At 62.5% G+C, this 17130-nt stretch carries 15 protein-coding genes; 6 read left to right on the plus strand and 9 right to left on the minus strand.

The features are described 5' to 3' along the window. Positions 1–12 precede the first annotated feature (12 nt). The 3 genes from ACTORR_RS13810 to ACTORR_RS13820 all read right to left on the minus strand — a co-directional run bounded on the left by ACTORR_RS13810 (position 13) and on the right by ACTORR_RS13820 (position 4986). Complete coding sequence (locus tag ACTORR_RS13810; RefSeq protein WP_054884760.1) at positions 13–2301, minus strand: ABC transporter permease subunit; 2289 nt, start codon at positions 2299–2301, stop codon at positions 13–15. Between the two features lie 140 nt (positions 2302–2441). Then, complete coding sequence (locus tag ACTORR_RS13815; RefSeq protein WP_054884761.1) at positions 2442–3440, minus strand: phosphate ABC transporter substrate-binding protein PstS; 999 nt, start codon at positions 3438–3440, stop codon at positions 2442–2444. A gap of 256 nt (positions 3441–3696) precedes the next feature. After that, positions 3697–4986 carry an MFS transporter gene (locus ACTORR_RS13820; protein ID WP_054884762.1) on the minus strand — a complete coding sequence of 430 codons (1290 nt, stop codon included), beginning with the start codon at positions 4984–4986 and terminating at the stop codon, positions 3697–3699. Positions 4987–5344: 358 nt separating this feature from the next. Between ACTORR_RS13820 and ACTORR_RS13825 the strand changes: the two genes are divergently transcribed. Both ACTORR_RS13825 and ACTORR_RS13830 read left to right on the plus strand, forming a co-directional pair. Next, positions 5345–5743, plus strand: coding sequence for an acyl-CoA thioesterase (locus tag ACTORR_RS13825; RefSeq protein ID WP_027917060.1), 399 nt, complete (start codon positions 5345–5347; stop codon positions 5741–5743). A 71-nt stretch (positions 5744–5814) separates the two neighbouring features. Beyond that, positions 5815–6711: a D-hexose-6-phosphate mutarotase gene (locus ACTORR_RS13830; protein WP_099815000.1), complete on the plus strand. Its 897-nt coding sequence runs from the start codon at positions 5815–5817 to the stop codon at positions 6709–6711. Positions 6712–6777: 66 nt separating this feature from the next. On the opposite strand, the gene ACTORR_RS13835 is transcribed toward ACTORR_RS13830, so the two are convergent. The 5 genes from ACTORR_RS13835 to ACTORR_RS13855 form a co-directional block, all read right to left on the minus strand. Beyond that, positions 6778–7311, minus strand: a complete 534-nt coding sequence (locus tag ACTORR_RS13835) for a DUF3299 domain-containing protein (protein ID WP_054884764.1) — start codon at positions 7309–7311, stop codon at positions 6778–6780. Between the two features lie 49 nt (positions 7312–7360). Next, positions 7361–7606 carry a GlsB/YeaQ/YmgE family stress response membrane protein gene (locus ACTORR_RS13840; RefSeq protein ID WP_054884765.1) on the minus strand — a complete coding sequence of 82 codons (246 nt, stop codon included), beginning with the start codon at positions 7604–7606 and terminating at the stop codon, positions 7361–7363. A 97-nt stretch (positions 7607–7703) separates the two neighbouring features. After that, positions 7704–8786, minus strand: a complete 1083-nt coding sequence (locus ACTORR_RS13845) for a 5-(carboxyamino)imidazole ribonucleotide synthase (protein WP_054884766.1) — start codon at positions 8784–8786, stop codon at positions 7704–7706. Between the two features lie 10 nt (positions 8787–8796). After that, positions 8797–9288, minus strand: a complete 492-nt coding sequence (gene purE / locus ACTORR_RS13850) for a 5-(carboxyamino)imidazole ribonucleotide mutase (protein WP_003253304.1) — start codon at positions 9286–9288, stop codon at positions 8797–8799. A gap of 229 nt (positions 9289–9517) precedes the next feature. Then, positions 9518–10435 carry a LysR substrate-binding domain-containing protein gene (locus ACTORR_RS13855; protein WP_054884767.1) on the minus strand — a complete coding sequence of 306 codons (918 nt, stop codon included), beginning with the start codon at positions 10433–10435 and terminating at the stop codon, positions 9518–9520. 182 nt (positions 10436–10617) lie between these two features. Here ACTORR_RS13855 and aspA point away from each other — a divergent pair, with 182 nt between their 5' ends. The 4 genes from aspA to ACTORR_RS13875 all read left to right on the plus strand — a co-directional run bounded on the left by aspA (position 10618) and on the right by ACTORR_RS13875 (position 15563). After that, complete coding sequence (gene aspA / locus ACTORR_RS13860; RefSeq protein WP_027917067.1) at positions 10618–12042, plus strand: aspartate ammonia-lyase; 1425 nt, start codon at positions 10618–10620, stop codon at positions 12040–12042. Positions 12043–12307: 265 nt separating this feature from the next. Further along, positions 12308–13300: an AraC family transcriptional regulator gene (locus ACTORR_RS13865; RefSeq protein ID WP_313364854.1), complete on the plus strand. Its 993-nt coding sequence runs from the start codon at positions 12308–12310 to the stop codon at positions 13298–13300. 116 nt (positions 13301–13416) lie between these two features. Continuing rightward, positions 13417–14457 (plus strand): histone deacetylase family protein, encoded by a 1041-nt coding sequence (locus ACTORR_RS13870; protein WP_054884769.1) that lies wholly within the window; start codon positions 13417–13419, stop codon positions 14455–14457. Between the two features lie 2 nt (positions 14458–14459). Next, complete coding sequence (locus ACTORR_RS13875) at positions 14460–15563, plus strand: polyamine ABC transporter substrate-binding protein (protein ID WP_099814997.1); 1104 nt, start codon at positions 14460–14462, stop codon at positions 15561–15563. 30 nt (positions 15564–15593) lie between these two features. Here the strand turns inward: ACTORR_RS13875 and pdxR are convergent, their stop codons facing one another. Further along, complete coding sequence (gene pdxR / locus ACTORR_RS13880; RefSeq protein WP_313364855.1) at positions 15594–17123, minus strand: MocR-like pyridoxine biosynthesis transcription factor PdxR; 1530 nt, start codon at positions 17121–17123, stop codon at positions 15594–15596. Between the last annotated feature and the right edge of the window lie 7 nt (positions 17124–17130).

The raw sequence follows: 17130 nt of genomic DNA on the forward strand, positions 1-17130 counted from the left end.
GCTACCTTTCTATCAAAGCGACGAGTATTTCTTGCGCAGACGCTGGCGAATCAGCTCGGCCAAGGTGTTCATGATGAAGGTGAACATCAGCAGCACGAGGGCGGCGAGGAACAGCACGCGGTAGTGGCTGCCGCCGACTTCCGATTCAGGCATTTCCACTGCCACGTTGGCGGCCAGAGTGCGCATGCCTTCGAACAGGTTCAGTTCCATCACCGGCGTGTTGCCGGTGGCCATCAGCACGATCATGGTCTCACCTACCGCACGCCCCATGCCGATCATCAACGCCGAGAAGATGCCCGGGCTGGCGGTCAGGATGACCACGCGGGTCAGGGTCTGCCACGGCGTCGCACCCAGGGCCAGAGACCCCAGGGTCAGGCTGCGCGGCACGCTGAACACGGCGTCTTCGGCGATCGAATAGATGTTCGGGATGACCGCGAAGCCCATGGCGATACCGACTACCAAGGCGTTGCGCTGGTCGTAGCGCAGGCCAAGCGAGTGCTCGATCCACAGGCGCATGTCACCGCCGAAGAACCAGCTTTCGAGATACGGACTGACCGCCAGGGCAAACCAGCCGATCGCCAGGATCACCGGAATCAGGATTGCCGCCTCCCAACCATCCGGGACGCGCAGGCGGATAGACTCCGGCAGGCGGCTCCAGGTGAAGCCGGTCAGCAGAATGCCGAGCGGCATGATCAGGAACAGGCTGAATACGCCGGGCAGGTGGCCCTCCAGGTAAGGTGCGAGGAACAGCCCGGCGAAGAAGCCGAGGATCACTGTCGGCATCGCTTCCATCAGCTCGATCACCGGCTTGACCTTGCGGCGCATGCCCGGGGCCATGAAGTAGGCGGTGTAGATGGCGGCAGCAATGGCCAGCGGGGCCGCCAGGATCATCGCGTAGAACGCGGCCTTGAGGGTACCGAAGGTCAGCGGCGAGAGGCTCAGCTTGGGTTCGAAGTCGGTGTTCGAGGCGGTCGACTGCCAGACGTACTTGGGCTCGTCGTAGTTCTCGTACCAGACCTTGCCCCACAAGGCGCTGAAGGAGATTTCCGGGTGCGGGTTGCGCAGGCTCAGCGGCAGCAGCTTGCCACCTTCTTCAATGATGATGCGGTTGGCACGCGGCGACAGGGCCAGGATGCCAGGCCCTTCGGCGGCCTGCTCGACCAGCAAAGTGCGGTGCGCGGTGCTGTGGAACACGCCGAGCTTGCCGTCGCTGTCCAGGGCGATGAAGCCCTTGCGACGCTCTTCGGCATCGATCTGTACGATCGGCGCCTTACCCATCCTGAAGGTACGGATCTGCTTGAAGCGCTGCTCGCCATCCGGGTCGCGGGCCATGAACCACTGGGCCAGGCCGCCCTTGGAATCGCCGATGATCAGCGAGATACCCCCCACCAGCTGAGCGGTGGCGGTGATTTCGCTGTCCGCGCTTTCGGCCAGTTTGTAGCGGCCATTGAGACTCTTGTCGCGCAGGCTGAAGACATCGGCGGTGGCGCGACCGTTGATCACATACAACCACTGCTGACGAGGGTCGATGAAGATGTTCTTCACCACTTCGGTCATCTGCGGCAATTCGATACGGCTCTGCTCGGTGCTGGTCTCGCCGGTCAGCATGTTTTCGCTGCGCGACAGCTCGACCACCTGCAGGTGCGCACCCGTAGAGCCAGCCAGCAGCAGGGTGTCGCCATTGACATTGACACTCATATGCTCCAGCGCGCGGCCCTGCTCGTCGAGGACGAACGGCGCCTGGCCATATGGGTAATCGATGCCTGGGGTGATGGTCTTCTTGTTATCCGGATAGGTGACTTTGTAGGTGTGGTGGAACACCAGCGCCTGACCATTGGACAAACCGACTGCCACCAGCGGGCTGCCCGGCTGGTCCGCACTGATAGAAGCGACCTGCGTACCTGGCGGCAATGGCAGGTCGACGCGGCTTAACTGGTTACCGCTCTTGGTGTCGAAGAAAATGGCCTGGCCCTTGTCCGAAACGCGCATGCCGACCAGGTTCTGCTCTTCAAGGGCAATCATCAGTGGCTTGCCGGCATCCTGCTGCAGCCAGGTCGGCTCCAGCGCCTTCCTGCTAGTCAGCTCGGCGCCCTGGAACAGCGGCAATACCACATAAGCCAGATAGAAGAAGATCAGCGTGATGGCTGCCAGCACGGCAAGCCCGCCCACCAGTACATACCAGCGGGTCAGGCGATCCTTGAGGGCGCGCATGCGGCGCTTGCGTTGCAACTCGGGCGTATTGAAGTCAATCCGCACGGGCGGGGAGTTTGGGGTCATTGTGGAATTGGCCAGATCATTCATGCGCACACCCTAGCGGTCCCGTATGACAAAAACATGACAGTGAGTTGACGCAAAAAAGCCCGCCGCTCAGGAACCCTGGCAACGGACTGGGGAAGTCGTGGAAGAGGCCGGGCTTCAGCACCGGCCTCATCCTCAGTTACTTACTTTTTTGCAACGTTACCGGCTTGGGACAGCCCCAGGTCAGCGAGGGTCTTGTCGACCACTTTGGCCGGCAGCGGGATGTAACCATCCTTCACTACGACCTGCTGGCCAGCTTGCGACAGGACCAGCTTGACGAACTCGGCTTCCAGCGGGGCGAGAGGCTTGTTCGGCGCCTTGTTGACGTAGACGTAGAGGAAACGCGACAGCGGGTATTTGCCGTTCAGGGCGTTGGTTTCGTTGTCTTCAATGAACTCGGTGCTGCCTTTCTTGGCCAGTGGCACGGTCTTGACGCTGGCAGTCTTGTAGCCGATGCCCGAGTAACCGATGCCGTTCAGCGAGGAGCTGATCGCCTGTACGACCGAAGCCGAGCCAGGCTGTTCGTTGACGTTAGGCTTGAAGTCGCCTTTGCACAGGGCCTCTTCCTTGAAGTAGCCATAGGTACCCGATACCGAGTTGCGGCCGAACAGCTGCACCGGCTTGTTGGCCAGGTCGCCGGTCACGCCCAGGTCGCCCCAGGTCTTCACCTCGGCTTTGGCCCCACACAGGCGGGTGGACGAGAAGATCGCATCGACCTGCTCCATGGTCAGGCCCTTGATCGGGTTGTCCTTGTGCACGAACACGGCCAGAGCGTCGACGGCGACCGGGATGGCGGTCGGCTTGTAGCCGTACTTCTGCTCGAAGGCTTGCAGCTCGACGTCCTTCATCTTGCGGCTCATCGGGCCGAGGTTGGAGGTGCCTTCGGTCAGCGCGGGTGGCGCAGTCGAGGAACCGGCAGCCTGAATCTGGATGTTTACGTTCGGATATTCCTTCTTGTAGGCCTCGGCCCACAAAGTCATCAGGTTCGCGAGGGTATCGGAACCGACGCTGGAGAGGTTGCCCGAAACACCGGTGGTCTTGGTGTAGGTCGGGATCGCAGGGTCGACAGCGGCTACCGCGTTGGCGGTCGCAACGCCAGCGGCGGCAAAGGTGAGGGCCGCCATCAAACGCTTCAGTTTCATGCCTTGCTCCTAGCAGGAATATTGGGGTGTTGGATGGAACGGGGCCAAGTATCTGCAGGCCGCATGAATACGATATGACTCAATTGTGACAAATGGATGAAAGGCCATCATGAGATGGGTCGCATCCGTTCAGCAGCCAGCACCTATCCCTGTGGGAGCGGGCGAGCCCGCGAAGCAGGCACCGCGGTGTATGGCACGGGCTGCGCCCGTGTTCGCGGGCTCGCCCGCTCCCACAGGGATCGTGCCAGCCGTCAGATCAGCGCTTGTTGGCGAGCAGGTACAGGCCCACCGCCAGACCGACGGCGCACAGCCCTGCTACGTAGTAGGCAGGTGCCATCGGGCTGACCTTGAGCAGCGCGGTAACCACCATCGGCGTCAGGCCACCGAAGATGGCATAGGCGACGTTGTAGGAGAACGACAGCCCACTGAAGCGCACCACCGCCGGGAACGCCTTGACCATCACGTACGGCACCGCGCCGATCACCCCCACGCACAGGCCGGTCAGCGCATACAGCGGGAACAGCAGCTCAGGATGGGTCGGCAGGCTGTGGTAGAAGGTCCAGGAGCTGGCCAGCAGTAGCAGGCTGCCGATCACGAACACCCGTCCCGCACCGAAGCGGTCGGCCAGGCTGCCGGCACCGATGCAGCCGAAGCTGAGAAGCACGATCGCCAGGCTGTTGGCCTTGAGCGAATCGGTGGGGCTGACGTGATAGATGGTCTGCAGCAACGCCGGGGTCATCAGGATCACTACCACGATGCCGGCAGACAGCATCCAGGTCAGCAGCATCGACAGGATGATCGGCCCACGGTGATCACGCAGCACCGCGCGCAGTGGCAACTCTTCGGCCAATGCCTTGCGCTGCTGCATCTCGGCGAACACCGGGGTTTCGTGCAGCCAGCGGCGCAGGTACACCGAGAACAGGCCGAACACACCGCCGAGCAGGAACGGGATACGCCAGGCATAGTCGGCCACTTCTTCGCCGCTGTAGAGGGTGTTGATCAAGGTCGCCACCAGCGAACCGAGCAGGATCCCTGCCGTCAGGCCGGCGGTCAGGGTGCCACAGGCGTAGCCGGTGTTGCGTGCCGGCACGTGCTCAGAGACGAACACCCAGGCGCCCGGTACTTCACCACCGATGGCTGCGCCCTGGATCACGCGCATCAGCAACAGCAGGACCGGCGCCCACAGGCCAATCTGTGCATAAGTCGGCAGCAGGCCCATGATCAGCGTCGGCAAGGCCATCATGAAAATGCTCAGGGTGAACATCTTCTTGCGCCCGAGCAGGTCGCCGAAGTGGGCCATGACGATGCCACCCAGTGGCCGTGCCAGGTAACCGGCGGCAAAAATGCCGAAAGTCTGCATCAGGCGCAGCCATTCGGGCATGTCAGGCGGGAAGAACAGCTTGCCGACCACCGTGGCGAAGAACACGAAGATGATGAAGTCGTAGAACTCCAGGGCTCCGCCCAGGGCGGACAGTGAGAGGGTCTTGTAGTCACTGCGGGTCAGCGGCCGCGAGGGCTGCTCGATACTGCTCGGCACGGAGGTCATCGCTCGTTGTTCTCTTGTAGGTGACGCAGGCCGCTTGGCACGCGGCTTCTGGGTTGGGGCGAGCAGCGAAGATAGCAAATTGCCGAGCTGCGCTGAAAGCGATACAAAAACCATACAGATATTCGTGAATGCGCGGTCGTCGCCTGGCGATTGGCTATATATACTGGCCGCTCGTAGGAAAAGGTTGCTTTAACCGTGGGAAGTTGTGCGAAAACGCCGGGCTTGAGGTCAGACTGTTTCGCAGAGTTTCCCTATGGGCGCCCCGCGAAGCGGAATCAGCGTAGTATGTTGTCAGCTGAATCGTTTTCCCGGCCTTGCGCCACACCAACGAAGCGTCACGGGTCAGAGGCCCCATCGCATGATTGAGCTCGAACAAGAAGATCCTATCCCGCAAGGTGACCTGGCCTTGCAGATCACTGCACTGCCGCGCGAAACCAATGGCTTCGGCGACATCTTCGGCGGCTGGCTGGTCGCGCAGATGGACCTCGCCGGTACCGCCATGGCCAGCCGCGTCGCGGGCGGCCGGGTAGCCACTGTGTCCATCGACCGCATGGCATTCCTGGTGCCGGTGGCCGTCGGTGCACAACTGTCGTTCTACACCCAGACCCTGGAAATCGGCCGCAGCTCGATCCGCATGATGGTCGAAGTGTGGAGTGACGACCCGCTGTCCAGCGAATGGCGCAAGGTCACTGAAGCGACGTTCGTATTCGTCGCCATCGATGGCAGTGGCCGCACCCGCTCGGTGCCTCGTCGCTGAGCCTCGCGAGCGGTAAACTCATTGCACGTCACCGGGTCCAAGGCCCACAGGCAATCAATGAGACGAGCGCAATGGCTACCTTCAAGGTCGAATCCGAGCAACACGGCGAACTCAACTGCTGGCGCATCAGCAGCGACCACGCCGAACTACTGATCGCCCAGCAGGGCGCGCAGATCCTCAGCTACCAGCGTGTTGGCGAGCCACCGCTGCTATGGCTGAGCGACCAGGCCATCTTCCGCCAGGGCAAATCGGTGCGCGCCGGTGTACCGGTATGCTGGCCGTGGTTTGGCAACTTGCAGCGCAACCCCGCATCCGTGCAGGCCATGTACCGTGGCGAGCAGGCTCCCGCCCATGGCTTGGCGCGCACGCGTGACTGGCAATTGCTGGGCGTCGAAGAAAAAGGCGATGACCTGCACATCGATTTCGAGCTGCCAGAGGCCCAGGGCGATCTGCCGGACTGGCCGCATGATGTCGAGCTGAAACTGCACATCGTGCTCGGTGACGATCTCACCGTGTCCCTGAACAGCCGCAACATGGGCAACAGCCCCGTGACCATCAGCCAGGCCTTGCACAGCTACTTCGCCGTCAGCGACGTGCGCCAGGCGCAGGTCGAAGGGGTCGAGGGGCTGCAGTACATCGAGACCCTGGCCGGCTGGGAACAGCGCCAGCAGCAGGGTGCGTTGGCGTTTGCCGGGGAAACCGACCGGATCTACCTGGATACGCCGCAGAAGCTGAGCATCGTCGACCCGCACTGGGAGCGGCGGATTACCTTGACCTGCAGCGGGTCTCGCTCGGCGGTGATCTGGAATCCGTGGACCGAGCGGGCCAAGGAGCTGGCAGACATGGCCGATGACGGCTGGCAGCGGATGCTGTGCATCGAGACAGCGAATGTCTGGGATGATGTAGTGGAGCTCAAGCCCGGGGCCAGCCGGTCGTTGCAGGTCAGGATCGGCAGCGGAGCGATCTGAATTCTACTTCGGCAGGTCTGGCCTCTTCGCGGCGGTTCGGCGCCCCGAAGAGGCCAGTACAGGCAATCAGAGGTCGGCGTCTTCCACCACCCTCACCTTCCCAGCATCCAGCGCATAGGCCGCATCGGCCAGGTCATTGCTGACCTTCTCCACCTTCAGCTTGCCGCTAACCCAGAGCGGCGTGTAGATATCATCGATCTTCAAGCCTTTCGGATACCGCACCAGCACCAGCTGGTTCGGCGGCGGTGGCGGTACGTGGATGCACGCGCCCGGGTAAGGTACGAGGAAGAACAAGGTGCTGTTGCCCTTGGCGTCGCTTTCCAGCGGCACCGGGTAGCCACCCAGGCGGATGTCCTTGCCATCCATGGCCGCCACGGTCTTGGTCGAATACATCACCGCCGGCAGGCCCTTGCTCTGCTTGAGGCCGCCCTTGGCGGTGAAGGTGCCATTGGCTTCCGGCGAGTTGTGATCGATCTCGGGCATCGCTTCGAGGGCCTTCTGGTCTGACTTGGGCATCAGCTCCAGCCAGTCGGTCTCGGGCAGTTCGGCATGGGCCAGGGTGCTGGCCAGAAGCAACGGGATGAGGAAAAAGGCACGCATGAAAATGCTCGGCAACTCGGGATGAATTGCCGGGCATTCTAACCAGTATTCAACGTTTCTTGATGAATCCGTAGATCACCAGAAGGATGATCGCACCGACCAGCGCGCCGACGAATCCTGCGGCCTGGCCCGCCTGGTAGATCCCCAGTGCCTGGCCGCCATAGGTGGCGAGCAGTGAGCCGGCGATACCCAGCAGAATGGTCATGATCCAGCCCATGCTGTCGTCGCCCGGCTTGAGGAAGCGGGCCAGCAGACCAACGATAAGGCCGATGAAGATGGTTCCAATGATGCCCATGGCAATCCCTCTGAAGTGAAGATGGAACAAGCCAAAGCCTAGACAGCGCTTTGGCTTGTTGCCATTTTCAGAGGGCAGACCTTGCGCAGAAGTTCGATCAGTTGCTGATCAGCGCTTCTACTTCGGCAATCCTGGCCTTCAGACTGACCATGTCCTGGCAGCGCAGGGTAGCGTGGCCGACCTTGCGCCCGACCTTGAAAGCCTTGCCGTAGTGGTGCAGGTGGCAGCCATCGATGGCCACGACCTTGTCCACCGCCGGCACTTCACCGATGAAGTTGAGCATGGCGCTCTCACCGACCTTGGCAGTCGAACCCAGCGGCAGGCCGGCCACGGCGCGCAGATGGTTCTCGAACTGGCTGCACTCGGCACCTTCGATGGTCCAGTGCCCGGAGTTGTGCACACGCGGGGCAATTTCGTTGGCCTTCAGGCCACCGTCGACCTCGAAGAACTCGAAGGCCATCACCCCGACATAATCCAGTTGCTTGAGCACTCGACCGACATAGTCTTCGGCCAGGCCCTGCAGCGGGTGCGCGTCGCTGGCCACCGACAGTTTGAGGATGCCGCTCTCGTGGGTGTTGTGCACCAACGGGTAGAAGCGGGTTTCACCATCGCGGGCCCGCACGGCTACCAGCGATACTTCGCCGGTGAACGGCACGAAGCCTTCCAGCAGGCAAGGCACGCTGCCCAGTTCGGCGAAGGTGCCAACCACGTCTTCAGGCGTGCGCAGCACCTTCTGGCCCTTGCCGTCGTAGCCCAGGGTGCGGGTCTTCAGTACTGCCGGCAGGCCGATGCTGGCGACCGCCGCGTCGAGGTCTGCCTGCGAGAGGATGTCGGCGAAGGCCGGGGTCGGGATACCCAGGTCGCGGAACATGCTTTTCTCGAACAGGCGATCACGGGCGATGCGCAGGGCTTCGGCACTTGGGTAAACCGGCACGAACTGCGACAGGAAAGCCACGGTCTCGGCCGGGACGCTTTCAAATTCGAAGGTGACCAGGTCGACCTCGTCGGCCAGTTGGCGCAGGTGAGCCTGGTCGCCATAGTCGCCACGCAGGTGCTCGCCCAGCGCGGCGGCGCAGGCGTCTGGCGCCGGGTCGAGGAAGGCGAAGTTCATACCCAGCGGAGTGCCCGCCAGGGCCAGCATGCGGCCCAGTTGGCCGCCACCGATTACACCGATCTTCATGGGTTCAGCCTCAAGCCTGGCGCGGGTCTGGATTGTCCAGCACGGTGTCGGTCTGCTCGGTGCGGAACTGCTTGAGCGCCGCGTGGTACTGCGGGTACTTGGCGCCGAGGATGCTCGCCGACAGCAGCGCAGCGTTGACGGCGCCAGCTCGGCCAATGGCCAGGGTGGCCACCGGCACGCCGGCAGGCATCTGCACGATCGACAGCAGCGAGTCGACGCCCGACAGCATCGACGACTGGACGGGCACGCCCAGCACCGGCAGATGGGTCTTGGCAGCACACATGCCTGGCAGGTGGGCGGCGCCACCGGCACCGGCAATGATCACCTCGATACCACGCCCTTCGGCCTCTTCGGCGTACTGGAACAGCAAGTCCGGGGTGCGGTGGGCGGAAACCACCTTCACTTCGTAGGGAATGCCGAGTTTTTCCAGCATATCGGCGGTGTGGCTAAGGGTGGACCAATCGGACTTGGAGCCCATGATCACGCCAACCAGTGCACTCATCGTCGAGCCTCTCCTGCAAGCGCCTTCAGGCGCGCTAAAAGCAACAAGCCACGCAGGTGGGCCGGCGTGGCTTGTCATACGGATTCTGTATCGACCGGGTCGGTCGAAGGCGCGGGATTGTAGCGTATTTCTGGGCGGCCCGCCCACCCCTGTAAGCACATGTCGGATCAAAGGGCAAGCTGTCTCGCGGGACAAGTTTTTCCCCCAACCCGACAAGCTCTGGTGCCAGTCAGGCTGATGCCTCACCAGGGCCACCTGCCGACTCCAGCTTGCGCCACAACAGCCGCACATTGGCCTTGCGCACCAGGGCGCAGCGGTACAGGCGAATTTCCAGCGGCACATGCCATTGGCTCCCGCCACAAATCGCCAGCTCGCCGCGCTCCAGCTCGCCACGCATCGAAAGACGGGGCACCCAGGCGACGCCCATGCCTTCCAGCGCCATGCTCTTGAGGCTGTCAGCCATGGCAGTTTCGTAGACAGTGGTGTACCGCAGATTGCGTTGACGTAGCAGCAGGTTCACCGAACGCCCCAGGAAAGCACCGGCGCTGTAAGCCAACAGCGGCACGCTGCTGTCGGCTTCAAGATCGAACAGCGGCTTGCCGTCGGCATCCACTGCGCACACCGGAAGCATTTCGGTGGTGCCCATGTGCAGCGACGGGAAGATCTCGGCATCCATCTGCAGGGCGGCATCAGGGTCATAGAACGCCAGCATCAGGTCACAGCCCCCCTCCCTTAATGCATGCACCGCATCTCCGACGTTAGTCGCAACCAGGCGGGTGGCGATGTTCAAACCATCATTGCGCAACTGGGCTACCCAGCGAGGGAAAAAGCCTGACGCCAGGGAGTGCGCGGCTGACACTTGGATGACCTCGCCCTGCCCTCCTTCGAGGTGATGCAAATGGCGAAGAACTTCGCTCAACTGGTCGACAACGGTGCGCGCAGTGACGAGAAAAAGCTGGCCAGCCTCGGTCAGTTCAATCGGTGTGCGGGAACGATTCACCAAGGTCAGGCCCAACGCCGCTTCCAGGCTGCGTATACGCCGGCTGAAGGCAGGCTGGGTGACGAAACGTCGCTCGGCCGCCTGGGAAAAACTGCGAGTGGAGGCCAGGGCACTGAAGTCCTCCAGCCACTTGCTTTCGAGGTTCATGAAGCAGTTCTCCCGGCGTGCACCAAAATGGAACACGCTCGAATGTCAATTGGCGTCACATGAAACACTATGCCGTTTGTGCATAGGTTAGCGTGCAATAGCATTGGCCGCAAAATCCCCTTCAGGCCTAGGATTGGCGCCATTCCGGCATGTGCCGGGTCAAAATCGAGATGATATCCATCATGTCCTCCGCTGCATCGTTCCGCGTCGAAAAAGATCTGCTTGGTACCCTTGAAGTCCCTGCCGATGCCTACTACGGCATCCAGACCCTGCGCGCTGCCAACAACTTCCATCTCTCCGGTGTTCCGCTGTCGCACTACCCGAAGCTGGTCGTGGCCCTGGCCATGGTCAAGCAGGCTGCTGCCGACGCCAACCGTGAGCTGGGTCACCTGAGCGATGCCAAGCACGCGGCCATCAGTGCAGCCTGCGCCCGCCTGATCAAAGGCGATTACCACGACCAGTTCGTGGTGGACATGATCCAGGGTGGTGCCGGTACTTCCACCAACATGAACGCGAACGAAGTCATCGCCAACGTCGCGCTGGAGGCCATGGGCCACCAGAAGGGTGAATACCAGTACCTGCACCCGAACAACGACGTGAACATGGCGCAGTCGACCAACGATGCCTACCCGACTGCCATCCGCCTGGGCCTGCTGCTGGGTCACGACGCCCTGCTGGCCAGCCTCGACAGCCTGATCCAGGCCTTCGCTGCCAAAGGCAAGGAATTCGACCACGTACTGAAGATGGGCCGCACCCAGCTGCAGGACGCCGTGCCGATGACCCTGGGCCAGGAATTCCGCGCCTTCGCCACCACCATGACCGAAGACCTGCAGCGCCTGCGCTCGCTGGCGCCGGAACTGCTGACCGAAATCAACCTGGGCGGTACTGCCATCGGTACCGGCATCAACGCCGACCCGGGCTACCAAGCCCTGGCCGTACAACGCCTGGCCACTATCAGCGGCCAGCCGCTGGTACCGGCTGCCGACCTGATCGAAGCCACATCCGACATGGGTGCTTTCGTGCTGTTCTCCGGCATGCTCAAGCGTACCGCGGTCAAACTGTCGAAGATCTGCAACGACCTGCGCCTGCTGTCCAGCGGCCCACGCACCGGCATCAACGAGATCAACCTGCCAGCGCGTCAGCCAGGCAGCTCGATCATGCCAGGCAAGGTCAACCCGGTCATCCCGGAAGCCGTCAACCAGGTGGCCTTCGCCATCATGGGCAACGACCTGGCCCTGACCGTCGCCGCCGAAGGTGGCCAGCTGCAGCTGAACGTGATGGAGCCCCTGATCGCCTACAAGATCTTCGACTCGATCCGCCTGCTCCAGCGCGCCATGGACATGCTTCGCGAGCACTGCATCGTCGGCATCACCGCCAACGAACAGCGCTGCCGTGAACTGGTCGAGCACTCGATCGGCCTGGTCACCGCCCTGAACCCGTACATCGGCTACGAAAACGCCACCCGTATCGCTCGCGTTGCCCTGGAAACCGGCCGCGGCGTACTTGAACTGGTGCGTGAAGAGAAGCTGCTGGACGACGCGATGCTCGACGACATCCTGCGTCCGGAAAACATGATCGCTCCACGTCTGGTTCCGCTGAAGGCGTAACCCGGCCGCTGCAAACAGTCTCACCAGGTCGAGGGACTAGACACCTCTCAACCTTTCAAAGGCCCGAGCGCACGCTCCGGGCCTTTTTTTTGCCTGATGAATTTTGGCGCTGCTGCGCAGCCCTTTCGCGACACAAGGCCGCTCCTACAGACGACCGCGATCCCTGTAGGAGCGGCCTTGTGTCGCGAAAGGGCCGCACAGCGGCCCCAGATATCGGCACACAATTTGCTCCATAATGCCTCCCAGGCCCACGGGATGACCGAGCATGCTGCACAGCCACCTGACCACCCTCAACGCGGTTTCGCTGATCCTCAACCTGTTCCAGGAAGAAGGCTGCGAGGCGACAACGTTGCTCGCCGGCAGCGGCATAGGCCCGGCCGACCTGGGCCATAGCGACGCACGCATCACTACCCAGCAAGAGTTGCAGGTGTGCGCCAATGCCGTGGCCCGACGCGAGGAGATTGGCCTGGAACTGGGCCGGCGCATGCATGTGTCGTGCTACGGTATGCTCGGTTACGCCCTGCTCTCCAGTGCCACTTTGGGTGACGCCCTGCGCCTGGCGCTGCACTATCCGGCACTGCTGGGAACAGTCTTCAAGCTGCGCCTGGTCGACGATGGCCAGCGCGTCTGGTCCAGCGCCAGCGAATACCACGACAGCCCAGCCCTCGCCGCCTTCAATGCCGAGTTCTGCCTGGTGTCGTTGAAAGTGATCTGCGATGACCTGCTCGGCCGAACCCTGCCGCTGCTCGGCGCCCGCTTCGAGCACCCACGGCCCAGCTACCATGGTCTCTACACCGGTGCCTTCCAGTGCCCACTGGCTTTCGACGCCGAGGACAACGCCTTTGCCTTCGAGCGGCGCTGGCTGGACATGCCATTGCCGCTGGCCGACCCGATTACCCACAAGGCCATGAGTGAGCGCTGCCGGCGCCTGAACCTGGAATTCACCGGGCGCCAAGCCTGGCTTGGGCGGATCCGTCAGTTGTTGCTGCAGCAACTGGATGCGGCGCCGGGCCTGGAGGGGCTGGCGCGGCAGATGAACTGTTCCTCGCGGACCTTGCGCCGGCACTTGCAGGCGCTGGGTTGCAGTTATCAACAACTGCTCGATGAGCTGCGCTTCGATCGAGCCAAGCAATTGCTGGCCGACGAGCAGATGCCGATCTACCGGATCGCCGAGACCCTGGGGTTCAGCGAGACCGCGAGTTTCCGCCATGCATTCCAGCGTTGGAGCGGGGTCGCCCCCAGCCACTTCCGCGGTTGACCTGCTGTGGCCAACGAGCTTGGCCACATCGATCCCCTTTTGGCCGTTTGCGTCGTTCTCTGCCAACTGGCCGCCCGTGAAAATGGGCCCACGCCAGTACCCCCGGAGAACAACAAATGCTGACGATCTATTCCGATGATCACCGCCTGCACCATGGCCGCTGCGAGCTGATCGACGGCAAGCTGATGCCTTGCTTCGAAATGCCCTCACGCGCCGACCACGTCCTCGAACAAGTGAAAAAGCGCAACCTCGGCGATGTCCAGGGGCCAACTGATTTCGGCCGTGCGCCGTTGCAGCGCATTCACAGCGCCGACTATCTCGACTTCTTCCAGGGCGCCTGGGCGCGCTGGGCCGCGCTCGGTCACGACGGTGACCTGCTGCCCTTCACCTGGCCGGCCCGCACCCTGCGCCAGGTCAAGCCAACCGGCCTGCATGGCGAACTGGGCTACTACAGCTTCGACGCCGGCGCGCCGATCACCGCTGGTACGTGGCAAGCCGCCTACAGCGCCGCGCAGGTCGCCCTGACCGCCCAGGCTGCCATCGAGCAAGGTGCTCACTCGGCCTTCGCTTTGTGCCGCCCACCAGGGCACCACGCCGCTGCTGAAGTCATGGGCGGCTACTGCTACCTGAACAATGCCGCGATTGCCGCCCAGGCCTTCCTTGACCAGGGCCGCGCCAGGGTGGCCATCCTCGATGTCGACTACCACCACGGCAACGGCACCCAGGACATCTTCTATCAGCGCAACGACGTATTCTTCGCCTCGATCCACGGCGACCCCCAGGATGAATTCCCGTTCTTCCTCGGCTATGCCGACGAAACCGGTGAAGGCGCAGGCGAAGGCTGCAACATCAACTACCCGCTGCCCGCTGGGAGTGACTGGGCAGCCTGGAGCGCCGCACTGGAAGACGCCTGCCAACGCATCGCCGCCTATGACGCCGACGTGCTGGTGGTCTCCCTGGGCGTGGACACCTTCAAAGACGACCCGATCTCCCAGTTCAAGCTGGACAGCCCGGATTACCTGGAAATGGGCAAGCGCATCGCCCAGCTCGGCAAGCCCACCCTGTTCGTGATGGAAGGTGGCTACGCTGTGGAAGAAATCGGTATCAACGCAGTCAATGTGCTGGAAGGCTTCCAGCGCGCCCAGCCAGGAGCCTGATCATGGTCCGACTCAAGCGTCTGCTCGCCCCATTCATCGCTGCCACCCTGTTCACCGGTGCCCTGCACGCTCACGCCGAGCAGCGCACCCTGCGTGTGTTTAACTGGTTCGATTACATCACCCCGCAGACCTTGAGCGACTTCCAGAAGGACAGTGGCGTCAAGCTGATCTACGACATCTTCGACACCAACGAAGCGCTCGAGGCCAAGCTGCTCACCGGCAACTCCGGCTACGACGTGGTCGTGCCGTCCAACGTGTTCCTCGCCAAGCAGATCGAGGCCGGGGTGTTCCAGCAGCTGGACCGCAGCAAGCTGCCGAACTGGCAACACCTGGACCCGGCGCTGATGAAGCTGATCGAGGCCAACGACCCGGGCAACAAGTTCGCCGTGCCCTACATGTACGGCACCATCCTGATCGGCTTCAACCCGGACAAGGTCAAGGCCGCGCTCGGTGACCAGGCCCCGGTCGACAGCTGGGACCTGATCTTCAAGGAAGAGAACATCTCCAAGCTCAAGCAGTGCGGCGTCGCGCTGCTCGACTCGCCTTCGGAGATCCTGCCGCTGGCCTTGCAGCACCTGGGCTTGCCACCCAACAGTGACAAGCCGGACGACTACAAGAAGGCCGAAGCGCTTTTGCTGAAGATCCGCCCTTACATCACCTATTTCCATTCCTCGAAGTACATGGCCGACATCGCCAATGGCGATATCTGCGTGGCGGTGGGCTACAGCGGCAGCTTCTCGCAGGCCGCCAACCGGGCGAAGGATGCGAAGAATGGCGTGGTGGTGGACATGCGCCTGCCCAAGGAAGGTGCACCGATCTGGTTCGACATGCTGGCGATTCCGAAGAACGCGGCCAACCCGGAGGATGCCCATGCATTCATCAACTACCTGCTGCGGCCTGAGGTGATCGCGCCGATCAGCGATTTCGTCGGCTACCCGAACCCGAACAAGGATGCCACCGACAAGGTCAGCCCGGCGATTCGCAACAACCCGAACCTGTACCCGACGGCGGAGGCGATGGCCAAGCTGTATACCCTCAAACCGTTGACGCGTGAGGCCGAACGGGCGCGGACGCGCGCCTGGACCCGTATTAAGTCAGGCACTTGATGCAGAGCTGGGGCTGCTTCGCAGCCCCATTTACCTTTTCCAGACCCTGCGCAATTTCAACAAGGCTTCGGCAATCTCCCCTTCCGGCACCGCCGCAAACCCCAGCACCAGCCCTGCCCGCTTATCCACAGGCAGCCCGCTTTCCTCCAGCCAGTAACTGCTCAGCGGATTCACCTCCACCCCCACCACCTCAGCCCTGGCCACCAGCTCCTGCTCCCGCGCAAAGTTATCCACATCCACCTTCACATGCAGCCCCGCCGCCACCTCAGGCATCGCACCCAGTCCAGGCACATCCACAGGCCATCCGGCCTTGAGCACATTGCGCCGGCTCAGCGCCGCCTTGCGCATGCGCCGGATGTGCCGCTGGAAATGACCTTGGGCCATGAATTCGGCCATCACGCACTGGGTGCCCACTTCCGAATGCCGTACCGCCAGCGCCCGCCCCTGGCTGAATGCCTGGACCAGCCGTGGAGGCAGCACCAGATAGCCCAGTCGCAATGCCGGAAAGGCGATCTTGCCGAAGGTCCCGACGTACAATACCCGCCCCTGGCGGTCGAGCGCTGCCAGCGGGGTCAAGGGCGCGCCGCTGTAGCGGTACTCGCCGTCGTAGTCATCTTCGATGATCCAGCCATCGCTGCGCTCGGCCCAGGCCAGCAAGGCCAGGCGCCGCGGCAGGCTCATGGTCACGCCGGTCGGGTACTGGTGCGCCGGGGTGACATAGGCCAGCCGGCAGTCCGTCAACTGCTCCAGGTGCTGGCAATCCATGCCCTCCTCGTCCACCGGCACGCCAGTCACCTTGCCACCGGCCACGGCGAAGGTATGCCCGGCGGCCCGATAACCCGGGTTTTCCACAGCCACGCCGTCGCCCGGTTGCAACAGCAACTGTGCACAAAGGCTGATGGCCTGTTGCGCACCACTGGTGATCACAATTTGTTCAGCCGTGCAGGAAAGGCCACGCGAACGGCGCAGATAGGCGGCTATCAGCTCGCGTAGCACTGGCTCACCGGCTGGATCGCCATAACCCAGCTGCGCCGGCGACGGATTGCGCCAGAAAGCCGCCTGCAGCTTGGCCCACACGTCGAAAGGGAACAGATCGAACGCCGGAATTCCGACTCGAAATGCCTTCGGCGCACCGCTTTTCGGCGGCGGAAGATGGTTACTTTTCAGCCGTTCCAATGGCTCACTGGAAAGCTTGTTGCTGGATAAATCCTCAGTATTTTCCGAAGGAAATGTGGATAAGTCTGTTGATAAACCCCGGGATAACCCTGTGGACAGTTGTGTGGATAGTTTTGGTAGGCGGCTCACATAAGTGCCATCCCCTACCCGACTTTCGATGTAGCCCTCGGCATACAACTGGTCGTAGGCACGCACCACGCTGTTGCGCGACAGCGCCAGCACGTTCGCCAGGTCACGCGTGGCCGGCAACCGCGTGCCGCTGCTCAAGCGACCATCCAGCACCCGCGCACGCAGGGCCTGGTACAGCTGCTGGCTGAGCCCACGACGACGATCGAGAACGATGCCGGCAGGATCGAAAGGCAATACGAGGGGGCGCTCGCTCATGAAATTG

Origin of the sequence: Pseudomonas sp. SAR267, from assembly GCF_052077595.1 — a bacterium.
GTDB classification, from domain to species: Bacteria; Pseudomonadota; Gammaproteobacteria; order Pseudomonadales; family Pseudomonadaceae; genus Aquipseudomonas; species Aquipseudomonas vlassakiae.